General features: G+C 38.2%; 10 protein-coding genes and 2 tRNA genes. 6 read left to right on the forward strand and 6 right to left on the reverse strand.

All coding sequences use genetic code 11. The features are described from left to right. Nucleotides 1–92 precede the first annotated feature (92 nt). From R2Q94_RS11770 to R2Q94_RS11785, 4 genes are all read right to left on the reverse strand, one after another. Nucleotides 93–1,718: a RagB/SusD family nutrient uptake outer membrane protein gene (locus R2Q94_RS11770; protein WP_316821660.1), complete on the reverse strand. Its 1,626-nt coding sequence runs from the start codon at nucleotides 1,716–1,718 to the stop codon at nucleotides 93–95. Between the two features lie 20 nt (nucleotides 1,719–1,738). Continuing rightward, nucleotides 1,739–4,756: a TonB-dependent receptor gene (locus R2Q94_RS11775; protein WP_316821661.1), complete on the reverse strand. Its 3,018-nt coding sequence runs from the start codon at nucleotides 4,754–4,756 to the stop codon at nucleotides 1,739–1,741. Between the two features lie 515 nt (nucleotides 4,757–5,271). Continuing rightward, nucleotides 5,272–6,147, reverse strand: coding sequence for an AraC family transcriptional regulator (locus R2Q94_RS11780; protein WP_316821662.1), 876 nt, complete (start codon nucleotides 6,145–6,147; stop codon nucleotides 5,272–5,274). 193 nt (nucleotides 6,148–6,340) lie between these two features. After that, nucleotides 6,341–6,880 carry a hypothetical protein gene (locus R2Q94_RS11785; RefSeq protein ID WP_316821663.1) on the reverse strand — a complete coding sequence of 180 codons (540 nt, stop codon included), beginning with the start codon at nucleotides 6,878–6,880 and terminating at the stop codon, nucleotides 6,341–6,343. Between the two features lie 543 nt (nucleotides 6,881–7,423). Here R2Q94_RS11785 and R2Q94_RS11790 point away from each other — a divergent pair. The 6 genes from R2Q94_RS11790 (at nucleotide 7,424) to R2Q94_RS11815 (ending at nucleotide 12,664) form a co-directional block, all read left to right on the forward strand. Beyond that, nucleotides 7,424–7,497 (forward strand) — tRNA-Ala (locus R2Q94_RS11790). 91 nt (nucleotides 7,498–7,588) lie between these two features. Next, nucleotides 7,589–7,671, forward strand: a tRNA-Tyr gene (locus R2Q94_RS11795). Between the two features lie 563 nt (nucleotides 7,672–8,234). Continuing rightward, nucleotides 8,235–9,077, forward strand: a complete 843-nt coding sequence (locus R2Q94_RS11800) for a hypothetical protein (RefSeq protein WP_316821664.1) — start codon at nucleotides 8,235–8,237, stop codon at nucleotides 9,075–9,077. 577 nt (nucleotides 9,078–9,654) lie between these two features. Then, nucleotides 9,655–10,497: a helix-turn-helix domain-containing protein gene (locus R2Q94_RS11805; RefSeq protein ID WP_316821665.1), complete on the forward strand. Its 843-nt coding sequence runs from the start codon at nucleotides 9,655–9,657 to the stop codon at nucleotides 10,495–10,497. Nucleotides 10,498–10,555: 58 nt separating this feature from the next. Further along, nucleotides 10,556–11,242 (forward strand): ankyrin repeat domain-containing protein, encoded by a 687-nt coding sequence (locus R2Q94_RS11810; protein WP_316821666.1) that lies wholly within the window; start codon nucleotides 10,556–10,558, stop codon nucleotides 11,240–11,242. A 3-nt stretch (nucleotides 11,243–11,245) separates the two neighbouring features. Then, complete coding sequence (locus R2Q94_RS11815) at nucleotides 11,246–12,664, forward strand: amidohydrolase family protein (RefSeq protein WP_316821667.1); 1,419 nt, start codon at nucleotides 11,246–11,248, stop codon at nucleotides 12,662–12,664. Nucleotides 12,665–12,740: 76 nt separating this feature from the next. On the opposite strand, the gene R2Q94_RS11820 is transcribed toward R2Q94_RS11815, so the two are convergent. Further along, complete coding sequence (locus R2Q94_RS11820) at nucleotides 12,741–14,276, reverse strand: RagB/SusD family nutrient uptake outer membrane protein (RefSeq protein WP_316821668.1); 1,536 nt, start codon at nucleotides 14,274–14,276, stop codon at nucleotides 12,741–12,743. Nucleotides 14,277–14,308: 32 nt separating this feature from the next. Beyond that, complete coding sequence (locus tag R2Q94_RS11825) at nucleotides 14,309–17,509, reverse strand: TonB-dependent receptor (RefSeq protein WP_316821669.1); 3,201 nt, start codon at nucleotides 17,507–17,509, stop codon at nucleotides 14,309–14,311. Between the last annotated feature and the right edge of the window lie 385 nt (nucleotides 17,510–17,894).

Here is a 17,894-nt window from a genome sequence, read left to right on the forward strand (position 1 = left end):
TTAAATTAAGAAGGTGGGGATACCTAAATCTCCCCACCTCTTATTTGGATTACATATTATTAAAATTGCTCATCTGGCATATTTCTAAGCCATTACCTCCAAAGTGGATGTTGCTGGATCGCGGTATTGGTATTCAGCTCATTTTGTGGGATTGGCAGGTAGAAATGTTTAGGCTGGAAGTTACTTGCACCTTGTTTTTTATTGTTCACCAGCACTTGTTTCATCTGCGCAAAATTGTAAAAGCGTTTTAGGTCGAAGAAGCGGTGCCCCTCAAAAAAGAATTCCAATTCATTCTGATGAATCACTTCATTCCATAAATCATCCGGACCAGCCCAGGTTTTATTAGCCAATCCGGCACGGTCTCGGATACGCTTCAAATCGTTGGCCGCATCTGCGGTTTTACCCGTTTTGATTGCAGCTTCTGCATGTAGTAAGAGTACTTCTGAAAAGCGCATCACACGTAGGTTATTGTTTTGATTTTTTTGGTTATACATACTATTTGCATCCGCCTCATTTTTATAAAAATTGGTGAATTTCTTGATCAGGAATCGACCTTTTTTTCCATTGATGGTTGGATAATCAGGTTCACCTCTTAAACGTTTAGTAGCCGAAGCCTCCCAGATCTGATCAAAAGTCATATTACCGAACCAGGCACCATCAGGTATAGTGCTTTCAAAATCTGAATGTTTCCAAAAGAAACTGGTATACATTCGTTTATCAAATTTGGTATCGGAGCCGGCTGGCCTTTCTTCTTTGATGAAATCTTCTACTATAGCTGCCGTTGGCATCCATTTGAACCAACCTCCGGTACCTTGCGCACCTGCAAAGTTTGGAATGACAAAGCCTTGGGTACTTGTTGGGCTTTCTGAACCCCATGAGCCACTTCCAAAGCTGCCATCGTAAATGAGCTCAAAAACAGATTCTTTGTTTAGCTCTGTCGTTTCGGTGAAATTATCTTCAAATTTAGTGGTCAGATCATAGGTATAAGGCGCTTTCATAATAATGCTTAATTCTGCTTCCGCCTCAGTATACATCTTTCTATAATTGTAAGATTTTCCAAGGTAGGCAATTGCTGCACCTTTTGTTACTCTCCCTGCTTCAGCCGCAGGACGTGTAATTGGTAAAAATTCTTTTGCCATTTTGAAATCTGATTCTACTTGTTTCCAAACCATTTCTTCCGGAGCGGAAGCTTTCATGGTTTCATTTGGATCTTCAGTAGCAGAAATCAGACGCAATGGAACATCACCGAAATTTGTTGCCAAAAGAAAGTAAGAAAAACCCCTTAAGAAACTGGCTTCCGCAGAAAGTTCATCTCTTTTGGCCTGGCTCATTGGGACCTTTTTCACATTACTTAGGAACACATTGGCACGGTTAATCGTCTTATACAACCTACCAAAATCACTTTCTGCAGTGTTGGGTGTATTTGCATAAGTGGCCGGCTCCCAATTCAGGATCTCTTCACCTAAAATAAACCAAACATCATCAGCACGATTCATGGTATGCCAACCTGTGTACCCGCCATAATAGCCGTACATTTGTCCGCGGATAGGAGAATAAACAGTGGCCATTGCCGACTGTGCGCTTGCTTCCGAAACCCAGAAAGTTTCTTCAACGGCCTGATTTGGATTTACTCGTTCCAGAAAGGACTTTTTACACCCTCCTAAAGATATCGTCATTACTGCAACCAGAGACAGTTGCTTCCATATATTCGTTTTCATACTACGTTTTTTTTAAATGGTTAGAAACTTAATTGAAGGCCAAAGATGAAGCTCCTTGAAGAAGGGAAACGACCGTGGTCAGTTCCTCTCGACATGGTGCCAGAACCACCACCATTCTGGTCATTGTTTTGACCAAGATCTGGCGAATAACCGCTGTATTTAGTGGCAATAAATACATTATCTACCGAAGCAAACAGCCTTAAATCTCTAATATTGATTTTATTAACTAGTTTATTGTTGAAAGTATAACCTAGTTCCAAGGTTTTTAGGCGGAAGAATGAACCATCTTCTAACCAACGGTCACTCACACGACGTCTATTCTCATTCTCATCTTGTTGAGTAAAGCGTGGCATATCAGTATTGGTATTTCCTGGAGTCCAGGCATTCAATACAGTAGCGCCGAAATTGGTAAATTCATTCATAGATTCCATACGGGCACGAGTATAATTATAGATCTTATTTCCTTGTAAACCATCAAAGAAAATACCTAAGTCGAAACCTTTATAAGCCACATTACCACGGATTCCATAGCTAAAATCCGGGAAGGGACTGCCTGAATATTGGCGGTCATCATCAGAAATTTTCCCATCGCCATTAAAATCAATAAAACGGATATCACCAGCCTTCGCTTTTGGTTGAATTACTTGTCCACCAGGAGTTTTATAAGCCTGAGCTTCTGCATCAGACTGGAACAACCCATCTGTTTTGATTACGTAGAATGATCCGATTGGATCACCCACTTTTGCCCAGGTAACGGTACCTTCTCCTTGTGGATTGTAACCGCCAAACTCTTGTTTATTACCTACAGTAATCTTTTTAACCTTATTTTTAACACTAGATAAATTTACACCTACATTGTAAGTAACCTCTCCAACTGTATTTCTATGGTTGATTAAAAACTCAAAACCTTTATTTGAGATAACTCCGGCATTCATCGTTCTAGAACCATCTACTCCAGTAGAACCAGGCATCTCGATGTTTAACAAAATATCATCTGTTTCTCTAACATAGTATTCTGCTGTAAATGATAATTTTCCATTGAACAAGCTACCATCTAAACCAAAGTTGGTAGTTTTAGACTCTTCCCAGGTTAAATTCCTAGGCGCAACCCAGCTATTTCCGGTAATATTCCCCATCCACCATTGTCCGCCCTGAACATAATTTATGCCACTGCTTACGATGTTCTGAGTACTATAATTTCCAATCTCCTGATTACCCAACTTTCCATAACTCGCACGAATTTTTAATTCATTGATCGTATTTTTCAGATCACCGAAAAAGCGCTCATTCATGATATTCCATCCCAGGGAAACGGAAGGAAACACACCATATTGATATCCAGATTTAAAGCGAGAAGAACCGTCTCTACGAACTGATGCCATGAATAAGTATCTAGAATCATAATTATACATCACACGGGAGAAAAGAGAAACCAAAGCATTCTCTCCTACTGATCCTGAAGTCGATTGTTGTGTAGTAGAACCTGCCCCGATTGTAGTTGTTCCGAAAGGAATATCCAAACGGCCGGCACCGAAACCACGGCTTGTATTTTCCTGAGAAGAATAACCTGCCAATGCCGATACGCTATGTTTTCCAAAGCTACGGTCAAAGTTTAAGGTATGCTCAATTAACCATTGGTTATTAAAAGCAGCTGACTCGTCCAATCTGGATTGATTTGCACCAGATCCAAAATTGTAGGCTGCATTGAAATCATAGTTACGTCCATTATTTCTGTTTAAGCCATAGTTAAGTTTATAATTCAATCCTTCAATTCCTAAATCCAATTCAGCATAAGCATTTAACAAGATATCTGTTCTAAAACGCTTTTTATCAAATAGATTCGAATATCCAACTGGATTGTCCATATTTTTCATCCATGGACGGATACCAGCGTAGCCACCCAATTGATTGGCATCATACACAGGAACCATAGGATTCTGGCGTAGAAGATCTGTGATAGTTACTTGATTTTCTTGTTTCTCTGAAGTCGTTAACAAGAAAGTATTCCCCATACGAAGGTGATTTTTAAAGAAAGAGAAGGTGTTCTTTGAACGAACGTTATAGGCCTCATATCCAGAACGGATCAAAATACCTTTCTGATTGATGTAGCCGGCAGACACATTATAAGTACTGGTTTCTGAACCACCAACCACACCCACGTTTGTCTTGGTAATTGGAGCAGTCCGATAAGCTTCTTCTTGCCAGTTGGTTCCCGGACCTTGAAAATCAATGGCGTCGGCTGGTAAATAACCACTCTGTTTCATGATGCCTTTCCATTGTTGAGCATCCAATACGTCCAGTGTTTTCGCAATTTTTTGAACACCAGTATAGGCACTAACGCTGACTGTAGCCGCTGTATTCTTTTTACCGCCTTTTGTGGTGATTAAAACTACTCCATTAGCCGCACGGGAACCGTAAATAGCCGCAGCAGCAGCATCCTTTAATATTTCTAAGGAAGCCACATCCGAAGGATCCACCATATTGATGTCTCCATAAACCCCATCAATTACGTATAAAGGCGTATTAGAGCCTAATGAACTCAAACCACGGATATTAACACTCAGTCCGGTACCTGGTTGTCCACTTGTAGTACCAACAGTTACACCAGCAACACGGCCTTGCAAAGCACCACTGGTACTTTTTGCCACATCCACCTGCATTTCTTTTCCGGTAATTGAAGCGATGGCACTAGTCAGGTCTTTTCTTTTAGCCTTACCATAACCGATGACAACGACCTCATTTAAATCCCGATCATCACCTAAAACTACATTGATGGTATTGGAATTACCTACAGTAACTTCTGTTTTTTGCATACCTACATAAGAGAACACAAGTACCTTTCCCTTAGCAACTTCAATACTGAAATTTCCGTCCGGATTGGTCATAGTTCCACCCGGAGATCCTTTAATTGCTACGGAAACACCCCCCAATGGGTTGTTTTCCGCATCTTTCACTGTGCCCTTCACAGTCATTGCTTGCTGAGCCCATGAACACAGGCTTAATGTTGCAAGAAACAGCATTAGTACAATTCTTTTCATATTTGGTTTTTATTTGGTTTATTAAGGAACAAAGCCTGAACATCACTCCATTACCTTTCGGAAAGGAAGTCATCAGCTTCGTTAGCTCATACAGTTTATATTGATTTGGTTTATAGGATAAAGTTAGCCGAAAACGAAATTGAGAAATTGCATAATTTGCTCATTTGAATTGGACTTTTCGTTCTTTATTTGGGCTGGAATTGTTCGAAAGCATATAAAAAAGTGTAAATATTAGCTAAATAGCTGGAAACCTATCGCTTATCAATTGGTATCATGGGAATTTAGGCTGGAGGCTACCAGAATCATAATCAACTGAAAAACAGTAAATTAATTAAAGCACAATACAATAAACTTGTACAATTGGCTCATTAGACTTGAACTATGCGCTCTTTTGGATCAACCAGCTCCGGCTAACTCTTTAAAAAAGGCCCTGATTCATAATCACAAGAAGCGTTTAAGCTTTAAAGCATCTCCTAATTCACAATATAGTCTAACATCCGAATCGCTCAATTTCATCAGATGATGAGTTGTTGTTGTTGCTTATGGCTATCCCGAAACTCTGCAGGCGTGATTCCTTTTGCCTTTTTAAACACCCGGTAGAAATAGGAAATACTGTTAAAGCCACAATGGGCAACTACCTCTGCTATAGGAATAGATTTCTTTAACTTTTGCATGGCCATATTTATTCTGAAATCGAATAAGTAGTCGGTAAAATTCATTTGTGTATTGTACTTTATAAATCTGGCAAAAGTAGATCTGCTCATATTTAAAGCCCCAGCTGCATCGGATACGCAAATCATTTTAGAGATATTGCCCGAAATATAGCCATGCAATTTGTTGAGCATAATTTCATTAGTGGTCATTTCCGGGGAAGAGGCACTGGAAAGCTCTCTGATATCTTCTGCTTTTGACAATTCATACAAAAGGATAAATAATTTCATCACTGCATAAAACCCGTCTTTTTCCATTGTAATAATTCTCAAAAGGGGTAGAATCTTTTCAATGGTTGATTCACCAAAAATAACCCCTTTAGCTGCTCGGCTAAACAGTTGATGAATGCTTTGAAATTGTTTTTTATCTAAACATCTCTCAATTAAAGAAGGATGAAACTGAAGCGTTATCTCATGAATATCATTATTCATACCTTCCCCATCTTTCCAGGCATGTTTTAATTCTGGATTCGCTATAAAAACTAAATCTTTGGCTTTTATAGTTTCAATGGAATCCCCAACTATACGTTGTGCACCTTCCGCCCCTTCCACGAAATTCAATTCATATTCAGGATGCACATGAACGGGGAAAGTAAATGATGACTTGGTGCGGTCGAAAACTACAAAACAATCTTTCTCTGACAGTGGAGATTTTTCCCTGTATATCTCTGAAATCATCATTCTTTATGCTCAATTTGGTTAGCTGATTCTAAGCTAGTTATTTTCGGACATTTTCACGGTCAATCTAACAAAAAACAGCGGTTTAATCCCATTTTATTATGGGCAGAATGAACAGCTCCTATCTTTATGCCACAAGTTTCTAATAATGAGGATGGCCTGGTTTCTGTATTATAGTAATACCTGATTATTTGTCTTATTTGTCAAGTTTGGACACATCCTGTAGGATTTGTTCTCTAATTTGTAACACTGCATGGGTAAAATCTGTGTTTGTCTGTTTATGGAAATTAACCAATTTCTGGTGTTGATACAATGAAGCCCTATCTATTGAAGAAGAGTGTCCAGTGTAAGTTCCAACAAGTATTCCATCTTTTGAATACAATTTCATGTTGAGCTCAATATTAGCCTCCATTTTTTTTATACTAATTCCTGAAAAGGGAGTTAAAAATATTCCGACTATACTGTACATGCTAACATACAAGGCTGTCGTAGGTCTTATAGTGCTGTTGAAATTGGTTATTTCTCCAACAAGCACATAGTCTGCTGAGTCCAATTGTTTAGTTATGCTTTTAAAAACTAAATTATTTGAAAAATCAGCCCTAATAGCATTAGTAACCTCAGAAGATAATTCCTTACTGAAACTTGGCGCATCAGTTAAAGAATATACATTTTCACGTTTACGCTTTTTAATCCGAAGATCTTTGAACTCCTGGATATACACTTTCTTATTAATCATAAGAGAGGATTTTTCTAAATTTAACTCCGGCTGGTATGGGTAAAATGGCTTAACACAGGAAGAAAGTAAAGTAACGATGGATAGTATTAATCCACATGATAAATGGTATCTGAGCGATTTGATTTTTTGGAGCATTAAATTTAGTATGGAATTATATAAAATGTTATTATTTACAGAGAGTATTTTCAACTTAGAGATCAAAAATCCCAAGTGGATAAATATAGCACCTAGGATTGGATTTTTTATAAACCTATGCGATATTCCCAACAAAAATGCGAACAGAAGAACTATTCTTAGAAATCAATCCACAGTCATAACATTTGAAATTATTTGTGGAATCTATCGCCCGGTGATTTTTTTCTCCTAATTATTTCGCATGATGGTACATAAGGACCATTATTAATGGCTTAAATCAGCCATATTACCCCTAAGTTGTTGTATTCAACTACAGCCTTTAAAAATAATGGACTGTTTTTTAGCTCATTATATGTTTTAATTTGCTTTACACAAACTAATTGCTACTTTTGCGAGCATAAGCCACGAGGGGGATTAGCTCAGCTGGCTAGAGCGCTTGCCTGGCAGGCAAGAGGTCAGCGGTTCGACTCCGCTATTCTCCACTCTAAAAGGACTTCAAGGATTTGAAGTTTTAGTAATACTAAGTCGATTCTGTTGATAAGCGATTTCGTTTATTTGATAGAAAGACAAAATGGGGGGATACCAGAGTGGCCAAATGGGACAGACTGTAACTCTGTTGTCGCAAGACTTCGAAGGTTCGAATCCTTCTCCCCCCACTCCAATAAGATTAAAACCTTTCAGTTTTCACTGAAAGGTTTTTTGTTTCTACACCTATCCAGATTTTCTTCCCGATTAAACTCAAATGCAACCAATTATATCCAATTCCAAAGTTCTACATACTCTACACTTGATATGGGATGAAGAAGATGATTTAGGCCTTCTCTAAAGAAAAAACAGCGACTCAGTTCGATACATAAAAGGCCAAAATAGATCGCAACAACAAATAATCACCTCACTTCATTTTAATAAAAAGGATATAATTATCAAATCCATCGAGCTAAAAATCAATACTATTATATTATTAACCAAATAAAACATAAAAACAATTTAATTAAAATAATAAATTAACTGATTTCTATTTATATATTTATCAAATAAATATATAACCACATGCGTTAACTGAAAGCACACAAACGGAAATCAATTCTTCTTAACTATCAAAAATAGAAATGAAGTGTTTTTATAACAAGAACGAGTTTAACCTTTCAATTAAGTCCTACGCTACTCAAACCTAAACCCAATCGAATAGGGACATTCGATAAAAACATTAAAACAACAAATGAAAAAAGTATTTCTAATGCTCTCTGCAATCGGTATCCTTACTATTTCCTCCTGCTCAAAAGATAAAAATGAACCAGGACCTGAGGAAATAACAGTAAAAGAATGTATCCTTAAAAGCTCAGAAGATATAAACTCTTATAATAACGTGAAAAGGTTTTATACTTACGACCAAAATTCTAACATTTCCAGAATAGATTATGACACTGAAAAATCAACACATTTTCAAACCTTCATCTATGAGAAAGATAAAATCACATCCAATGAGGAAGAAATTTTTAATTTTGGAAAAGAAAATGAGATTAACACTTATAAACTTGATGCAAAAGGAAGAATTATAACTGTAATTGAAGATCCTGACAGACCTGGAGTGACTTGCAGCTACAATGCCGAAGGATATTTAGTTCAAACAAAAGAAACGGATCACGAAGACAATAGTTCTATTACTACTGTAACCTATTCTTATGCCAACGGAAATCTGATAAAAGTTGTCAATGAAAGAGTGGATAATTCAGGCTTAGAATTCAACGTTACCACCAATATCACTTACACTGATGAATTATTGAATAACCAAGCTGTTTTTGCCAAACTATATAATTCATTTTTACCTGACGAAACAGATGAACTCACCGCTTTCCTAGGCAAAAGATCTAAAAATCTGCCTGCAAAATATGTGATCGTAGAGACCTATAAAACCGCTGAATACAACAGAACCGCTACACTACAGTTTACATACCTAAAAGATGTTAAAAAGAATGTGACCAGTGTAAAAGCTATTCAGACAACACTTCCAGTTAGTGATCCTTTTTCAGAAGAATTTAAATTCACTTATATCTGTGATTAATTTTTAGTACTCACAAAAAACAGTTCATCCCAGGTTTAGGAAAGCATTCTACAACCTGAGATGAATTTATAAATCAATTCCTTATATACTCAAAAAATTGGAAGGACATTGATTCATAATGATAATCCTGACCAAATACATCAGATGATTTGAACCTCTTCAAAAGAATATGAAAAGAGGTGGATCAATTCAATAGATAATAGGCAAATTTGCCAACCATGTGTCCAAATTTATAGATGGCCAAACTGGACAACAATAATAAAACAATCACCAATAGCTTATTTTTCAATGCATAATTTTTAAGTCCCTTAATTTCCATGATACAAGTAGTAAGTGGTTAATTCTATTCATTCTGAAATATTATAATCTTTAATCAAATGCTAAGTTGGTCCATACTCACAAAATCATGTGCGCATTATTCTATCAAAATTCAATCATTGAAAATTCCATAATCATTAATTCAACATCGCTCAGAGAGGAATATTCTCCAACAAAAAAGATACTTCCCCAAATTCCTAAAGCATATTACAATTATTTATATCTTTAAAATGCCTGATCTTATTCATTGGCCCTTTAAATGCTATTACCAACTGTAGGCATTGAACAAATATTCAACCTTCCCTATACAAAGGAAGATTTTAAGCTTGTCCACCACCAACCAATCAATCAGACCATTATTCCACATGCTCATAAGCATGATTTTTACATGATTTTATTGGTTGAAAAAGGAAGTGGAACCCATACCATAGATTTTAAAGAACATCAGGTAGAGGATCAAATGGTCTTCTTCCTAGCACCAGGGCAAGCCCATCAATGGGATCTTTCCCCGGATACGTCGGGATATCAAATCCTGTTTTCTATGAAATTTTTATTATCAGGTAAACATCGTTTACCATATTTCAATTTATCTGCAGCACCTTACCTCCTCCTACACAATGAACAATACCTGGCTTTAATTCTGGAATTGCAACAAATAGAAAAAGAGGAAAAGCTTGCAGACGACTTACATATTGACCTGATTCAAACCCGCCTGCAAGTCGTACTTTTGCTTTTAAAAAGATGGTATTCTGAAAATTTTGATGTACACGAATACGCTCCGGATCACCGAATTATCAATCATTTTCTGGCCCTACTCGAAAATCATTATACCGATCATAGTGAAGTTGGATTTTACGCCAATGAAATGAGTGTAACTGCAAATTACCTCAATCAGGTATGTCGAAAAAAAGCAGGTGTAACTGCAGGTGATTTGATCAGAGAACGGATTTTACTGGAGGCAAAAAGGTTGCTCAGCCTCACACCGCTAGACATTAAAGAGATCGCCTACACCCTCGGATTTAATGATGCTTCCTATTTTTCGAGGTTTTTCAAAAAATATACAGACCTATCTCCACAGGAATTTCGCAAAATGAATAATTAGTACCCGTGATGTGCTAATCTGTCCTACTCCGTTTATTTTTGGAAAGATAAATTTGCGTATGAAATATCGCGCGACTTTACTATTGTGTTCGCTGTTATTCAGCTTAAACACCTTAACGGCCTGTTCCCAGGAAAAAACTATGACCAAAACTACAGAAGACATCTTCCAAATCATTGTCAGACAAGACATACCAAGATTAAGACTATGGCTAGCCGGGAAACCAAATCTGGAACTGAAAAACAAAAAAGGAGAAACGCCGCTAATGGCGGCAACATACCTTAATCAGATTCCTATGACCAGGTTATTAATTGCAGCCGGAGCCAATGTAAATACTCAGGACAATATGTTGAACAGTCCATTTTTATATGCTGGTGCGTCCGGACATCTGGAAATCGTTAAATTATGTTTAAGCGGCGGAGCGGATTACCGGGTTTTTAACAGGTATAATGGGACAGCCTTAATCCCTGCCTGCGAAAAAGGACATGTTGCTGTTGTAGAAGAACTGTTAAAAGATAAAACCTTTCCGATCGACCATATCAATCGGTTGGGCTGGACTGCCTTACTGGAAGCTGTAATTTTAGGAGATGGATCTGCAAAGCAAGTGAAAATTATACAGCTATTAATTGATGCCGGAGCCAACTTGGCAATTAAAGACAAAGAAGGAGTCAGCGCTCTGGATCATGCAAAACAAAGAAACTTCAAAGAGATCATAAGCCTACTTGAAAAAGCAGCATTAAAAAAGTAATATATGAAAAATTTACAAATGATAATTCTGGCTTTATTTTTTGCCCAGGTTACCTTTGCACAAAGAAAAACAGCTGATTTATTAATCAAGTCAGCTACCATTATCGATATAAAAACAGGAAAGCTGATCCCCAAACAAAGTATCGCCATAAAGGATGGTGTCATTACCGCAGTATTCAAGGATCAGCAATTGTCGGGATACACAGCTTCACAAACATTGGATGCCACAGGGAAATTTCTAATGCCCGGACTTTGGGATAACCATATGCATTTTGGTGGAGGTACTCAGCTGATTGAAGAAAACAAAAATCTTTTGCCTTTATATCTTGCCTATGGCATTACCACTATTAGGGATGCGGCGGCAGATATTAGTCCGAGTGTATTGCAATGGAGGGATGAAATTGCAAATGGAAAACTTCAGGGACCCACCATCTTTACCTCTGGTCCAAAATTAGAGGGCTATAATTCTAGCTGGATTGGTGATATAGAAGTGGGCAATACCAAAGAAATCCTGGACGCGTTAGATTCTTTGAAGAAGATGAAAGTGGATTTTGTGAAAATCACTGACAATACGCTGAGTCCTCCACTATTCTTAGAAAGTATCCGTCTGGCCCGTGCAGCAGGGTTTAAAGTATCAGCACATATTCCAAATGCCCTCAGTATGGAGCAAATTGCAGGAGCAGGCTTAACCTCGGTAGAACACCTTGGCTACGCACTCAAAGCAGCATCTGGTCAGGAAAAAGAAATCTCTAAAGCAGTTGCGGAAGGCCGGCTAAAGGGAAAAGCGTTTAATCAAAAAGTAATGGATACTTTTGATGAGACCGCAGCATTGGCTACCTATAAAAATATGGCAAAACATGGCATGTACCTCACACCAACCTTATCCCTCAGCTATATTCTCGCCTATTTTGAAAAAGACAATCATAAAAATGACGATTACCTTAAATATATTGGTAAAGGACTCCAGCAGACCTATGTGGGTCGTGTGAAAAGAATAGAGCAAGACAATTCGGAAGCTATTGAATTCAGACACCTGTTATTTGAAAAGACTGTTAAAACACTGCCGCTGTTGCAAAAGGCTGGCGTAAAAATAATGGCAGGAACGGATGCGGGCTACTTAAACTCTTACACATATCCAGGTATTGGTTTACATAAAGAATTGGAATTAATGGTGAAATATGGTTTAACTCCTTTACAGGCATTGCAAGCTTCAGTCATCAACTCACCTTCCTACTTCAACAAAAAAGAATATGGAAGCCTTCAAAAAGGAAAAAAAGCGGATATCCTTCTATTGGATGAAAATCCTCTGCAAAATATTTCTGCCACTCAAAAAATCTATGCGGTAGTTGCAAAAGGAACTGTGCTTGACCGTACCATCTTGGACCATATGTTGGAATCTGTCAAGAGTAAAAATGAAGAATAAATCCCTTCTAAAAAACAGCAATAAAAAAACAGGCTGCCCATAAATGGGCAGCCTGTTTTTTTGTGTTTTCAATTGATTAATAACCTGGATTCTGAGGTCTCAAGTTAGGATTGTTCTTATAATCCACCGTTGGTATTGGAAACAATAAGTGTTTCTCTCTCAGAATTACATTCGGAGTTTCCGGGAATGGATGTCCTACGAAGTTATCAAAGCCATTAGTGCTTTCGTTGTATACTTTTCTTAAGCGCAGCATATCGAACCAGGTAATTCCTTCATAGCACAGCTCATGCCAACGTTCGCGCCATACAGCTTCTTCAAACTGTGTCTGACCCAAGCCTGATAATGGTGTTAACACCGCACGTCTTCTGATTCTATTTATCGCATCATATGCGGCGACATTTGGTGCTCCGTCAGCACGGTTTTGTGCTTCCGCGTAAGTAAGTAAAACTTCTGCATACCGAATTTGTGGCCAGTTTAAACTACTCTGAGCCGTACCTTTCACACCTAAAGTTCCATTGGCTACGACATCAAAATGTTTAAAGATATATGGGGCATTCAATTGTTTTAGGGCACCATCACCACCTGTATAATAAGAAGTGTAAAAGAATCCTTCTCTATCCTTAGCTCTTAAATCTCCTGCCTCATAAGAATTATAAAAAGTAGTTGTTGGTACAGTACTGCCTACCTCATCACTATAAGCAGACACATCCTTGAAATTCGGCAATAACAATTGTTGCATTGGATTTGTTGCTACTGAGGCCAGGTATTGAATTTCGAACATGTGTTCTTTTCTATTCTCTGTGGTCAGGCTATGAAGTTCTCCATAGGTATCAAACAAGCCGAAACCACCATCAGTAATCACTTCCAAAGATTTATCTGCTGCCAGTTTGTAATAAGCGGCACCTTTATTTAAAGGAAATCCAGCCATGGTTAAATAGACTTTAGCCAATAAAGCTTTCGCAGCCCCCTTACTTGCCGTACCACTAGCCTGTTGCCAGGGTAATCCCGCAGTTTCAGCAACTTTTAAATCTTCTACAATTTGTGCATAAACGGCTTCAGTTGCAGTTCTTGTAGGATAAAAATCTGGAGAATTAGTGGACTGAGGTAAAAGAATCAATGGTACATCACCATATAGTCTTACCAGATAAAAGTAAGCCCATGCACGTAAAAATCTTGCTTCACCAAGCACCTGTGCTTTTCTGGTTGCATCCATCGGATTAATTCCAGGTACTTTATCTAAAGTAAGGTTGGTTTGGGCAATGACATTGTATAAACCGGCCCACCAGTTTCGAACCAATAAGTTCTCTCCGGTAAAAGATAAACCAGCAAGGTTATTTATATCCGAGTTTTGTCCGGTTTCAGACTTTGCGGTACCTGTTACCAATTCCAACATAGAGAAATTCGCCGCGAATATACCTGCACCATTACCGATAAAACGTGTTTGTGCATAACCAGCTGCAATAGAGGCTTCGGCATGCTCAGGAATGGTATAATAGGTTTCCGGAGTTAAATTTGAGGGATCTTGTTGATCCAGGAATTTTTTACATCCGGTTCCAAGCACCACCATTGCAATCAGGAGGATTTTACTTGAAGATTTTATATTTAATTTCATGATCTTTTAATTAGTATTGACAATTTTTACAACTATAAACTCACATTTAGGCCCAGCATAAATGTAGTTGGCTTAGGATAATCGAAGAACGTTTGTCCCTGTGCAAAAGCATTGGAATAAGTGGTTACTTCAGGATCATTTCCAGAGAATTTAGTCGCAAGGAAGAAGTTCTGCACACTACCATAAATTCTCATTCTGCTTATTTTCAATTTTTTGGTGATACTTTCCGCAAAAGTATAACCCAGTAAAAGGTTTCTACCACGGATAAATGAACCGTCTTCTACCCAATGACTGTCTACATTGGTCACATAACCGGCTCTGGTGTCACGAATTGCAGCGATTGGCGTGTTTTGGTTTTGTGGAGTCCATGCGTTTAACACCGTAGCATAACTATTCGCAATACCTACACGATCTTCAGCAGAGTGTAAAGTCATATTCAACACATCATTCCCTGCAGAATATTGAAGTTCAATAGTCAGGTCTAAGTTTTTATACTTAAATGTATTAGAGAATGCACCCCATGCTTTAGGGCTACCGTTACCAATGATTCCACGATCATCATCATTGATCTGGTAGTCTCCATTTTTATCCAGGTATTTAATATCTCCAGGAAGCACTGGCTTACCTGCTCTATAGTTGTATTTAGCAGCTTCAGCACGTTCGCTTTCGCTCCAGGTACCCAGACGGGTTAATCCCCAGAATGAACCTACTGGTTGCCCTACCCTGATGATGCCTGTTTCATTGGTAAATCCAGGGTTTCCTACACCAAAAATATCAGAAGGTGTAGCCAGGGAAAGCACTTTATTTCTGTTCATAGAAATATTAAAACTGGTATTCCAGGTAAAGTCATCAGTACTTACGTTTACAGTATTGATGGCGAGTTCCAGACCTTTATTTTCCATACTACCAATATTTTTGGTGATAGAGCTATAACCGCTACTTAAGGGTACGGGAGCATCCAGTAGCATGTCTGTAGTTTTACGGTAATAAAGATCCACCTCCAGGTTAATTCTGTTATTGAATAATCCCAATTCGACGCCTATGTCTGACTGGCCTGTCTTTTCCCATTTCAAATCTGGATTAGCCAGGCGGTTGATCCCTACCCCACCTACTCTCGTATCATTAATAATGGCAGCATAGTTGGAACCTAAAACACCTAATGGCAGATAACTAGGAATTTCAGAGTTACCTGTTACCCCATAACTTGCACGTAATTTCAAATTAGAAATCACACTGCTTCCTTTGATAAAATCTTCCTCTGAGGCTTTCCATGCTACAGCAGCAGATGGGAAGAAGGAATATTTACTATTCGCACCAAATTTAGAGGAGGCATCTGCACGACCAGTAGCGGTGAACAGGTATTTATCTTTGAAACTATAATTTAAACGACCGAAGTAAGAGTTAAATGAAAAACGCTCTGCCCTTGAAGTTCCAGGAGTCACTTTACTTCCACCAATCAGATTATTAAATTGTGGATAATCACTAGAGAAATTCTCTGCACCCGTAGCAAAACCAAAGATATTTGTTTCCTGCCAGGACAAACCTAATAATCCAGTAATTGCATGGTCCTTGGAAAAACGCTTGTTATAGGTCAGGTAATTTTCAAATGACCAGTAAGTTTCTCTGTTATTGTCTAAAGTTGCAGTTCCTTTCTGATCAAAAGAGATTCCATAAAGACTACGTCCATTGTATTCAGAACGACCACGTGTGACCACATTTGCACCTAAAACAGAGCGGAATTCCAGGCCTTCTGCAAGATTAATATTGGCATAGGTATTCCCTAAAACACTTTGTGTTTGTAATAAATACTTGCGATCTGTTAAGATATGTACAGGATTGGATCCGCCTTCCGCGCCTGGGTAATTTTGGTTATCAGCCCAACTGCCATCAGGATATTTAACCGGTAGAAAAGGGAAACTTTCTGTAATCATCCTTACTGAATTCAATCCTCCTGTACCAATATCTACCAGGTTTTCCGTTTGATTGGTATAGTTTAGGCTTCCTCCTACTTTCAACCATTTTTTCATCTGACTGTCCATAACAAGCCTTCCTGAATAACGTTTCAAGTAAGAGTTTTTCAACAATCCATTGTCATCTCTGTAGTTCAGGAATAAACCATAGCTATTTTCTGCGTTACCACCAGTAAATCCGAGCTGATGATTTTGAGACAACTTATTCTGAGTCGCCTCTTTAAACCAATCTGTATCATATAAAGGATTTCCATTGCTATCGAAAAGCAGTGGTAAGTTTTTCCTTTTTATTCTTGGATCCGTATATTTATTATCTGCCCATCCTACAGGATCATAGATTTTAGCATTATCATAGGCCAAATTCTCGACATCAATGAATTCCTGGGCATTCAACATTTTCACACGTTTTGGTCCGATCGTAGGTACACTAAAATCGACATCATAAGAAATTCGATTTCCCGTATTCGTTCCTTTTTTAGTGGTGATCAGGATCACCCCATTTGCACCTCTGGCACCGTAAATTGCTACTGAAGATGCATCTTTCAACACTTCAACTGAAGCAATATCACCTGGATTCAGGAAGTCAATGGCATTGCTACTTTGCGTTTGTGAACCAACCGGAAGCACCACTCCATCCACTACATACAAGGGATTATTTGTGGTTTTAATGGAACTGAAACCACGGATACGGATATTGGTCTGACCACCCGGACGTCCCGAGTTAGAGTTCACCTGTACCCCTGGAATACGTCCGGCCAGCGCTTGATTTAAAGATGCCGCCGGACGTTCTTTCAATTGTTCCTCTTTCACGGAACCCACAGCACCTGTTAAATCAGATTTCTTCCTGGTTCCATAGCCTACCACCACTACATCATCCAAATTCACTCCTGCTGCCGGTTTTAGTTTAATCTGTAAAGGGCTGGTACCAGATCCTGCCTGACGGGTTTGGGTTTCATAACCAATATAACTGAACGACAACTGATCCGTCGCATTTTCTACTTCGATACTGAATCTACCTGCAGCATCAGTAACTGTAGATTTGTTATTTTTTATTGATTTCACACCTACTCCTGGGACAGGTTGAGAATTTTCATCCAGGACAGTTCCGGTGATTAATATTTTCTGTACTACATCATTCGGAAACAAAAAAGTAGAATGGGATTTTGCTGCTTTTAGCATCAGCTCTGCAGGAGTGGCCTGAGCCTGCATCCCCGTTAAACAGAGCAAAGGAAGCCCTGCAAAAACTAAGTTTTTAATGTTCATTGGTATTTATATTTAGGTTTTTATTTGGTTGTCTTGCATTCCCTACATGCAAACTCCTGTGTGTGAACACTTGGTGGATAAAGGGAACCAAATCATATTAAAGATTTAGCATTTTAGTCTAGTTAGCTTATGTATTCATACAGATGAGTTAAATGAAAATATCAGGTTAATTGGCACTAGTAATTCGTTTTATTAATTATCTAATAAAAAAGCATAGATTTCCCTTCCCGATGTCAAATCAGGTTCCTAGTATGCTGAGAATTACTGCCTCAGCTAATAAATGGTTGGGGTATTGCTAAAAACCTAAGCTAATACGTTTTAAAAAAAAGACAACGGTTTCTGTAATAAAAGTAGAATCATTCATATCTGGTCATATTTTGGTTAA

It is taken from the genome of Pedobacter gandavensis (genome assembly GCF_032678465.1).
GTDB classification, from domain to species: Bacteria; Bacteroidota; Bacteroidia; order Sphingobacteriales; family Sphingobacteriaceae; genus Pedobacter; species Pedobacter gandavensis_B.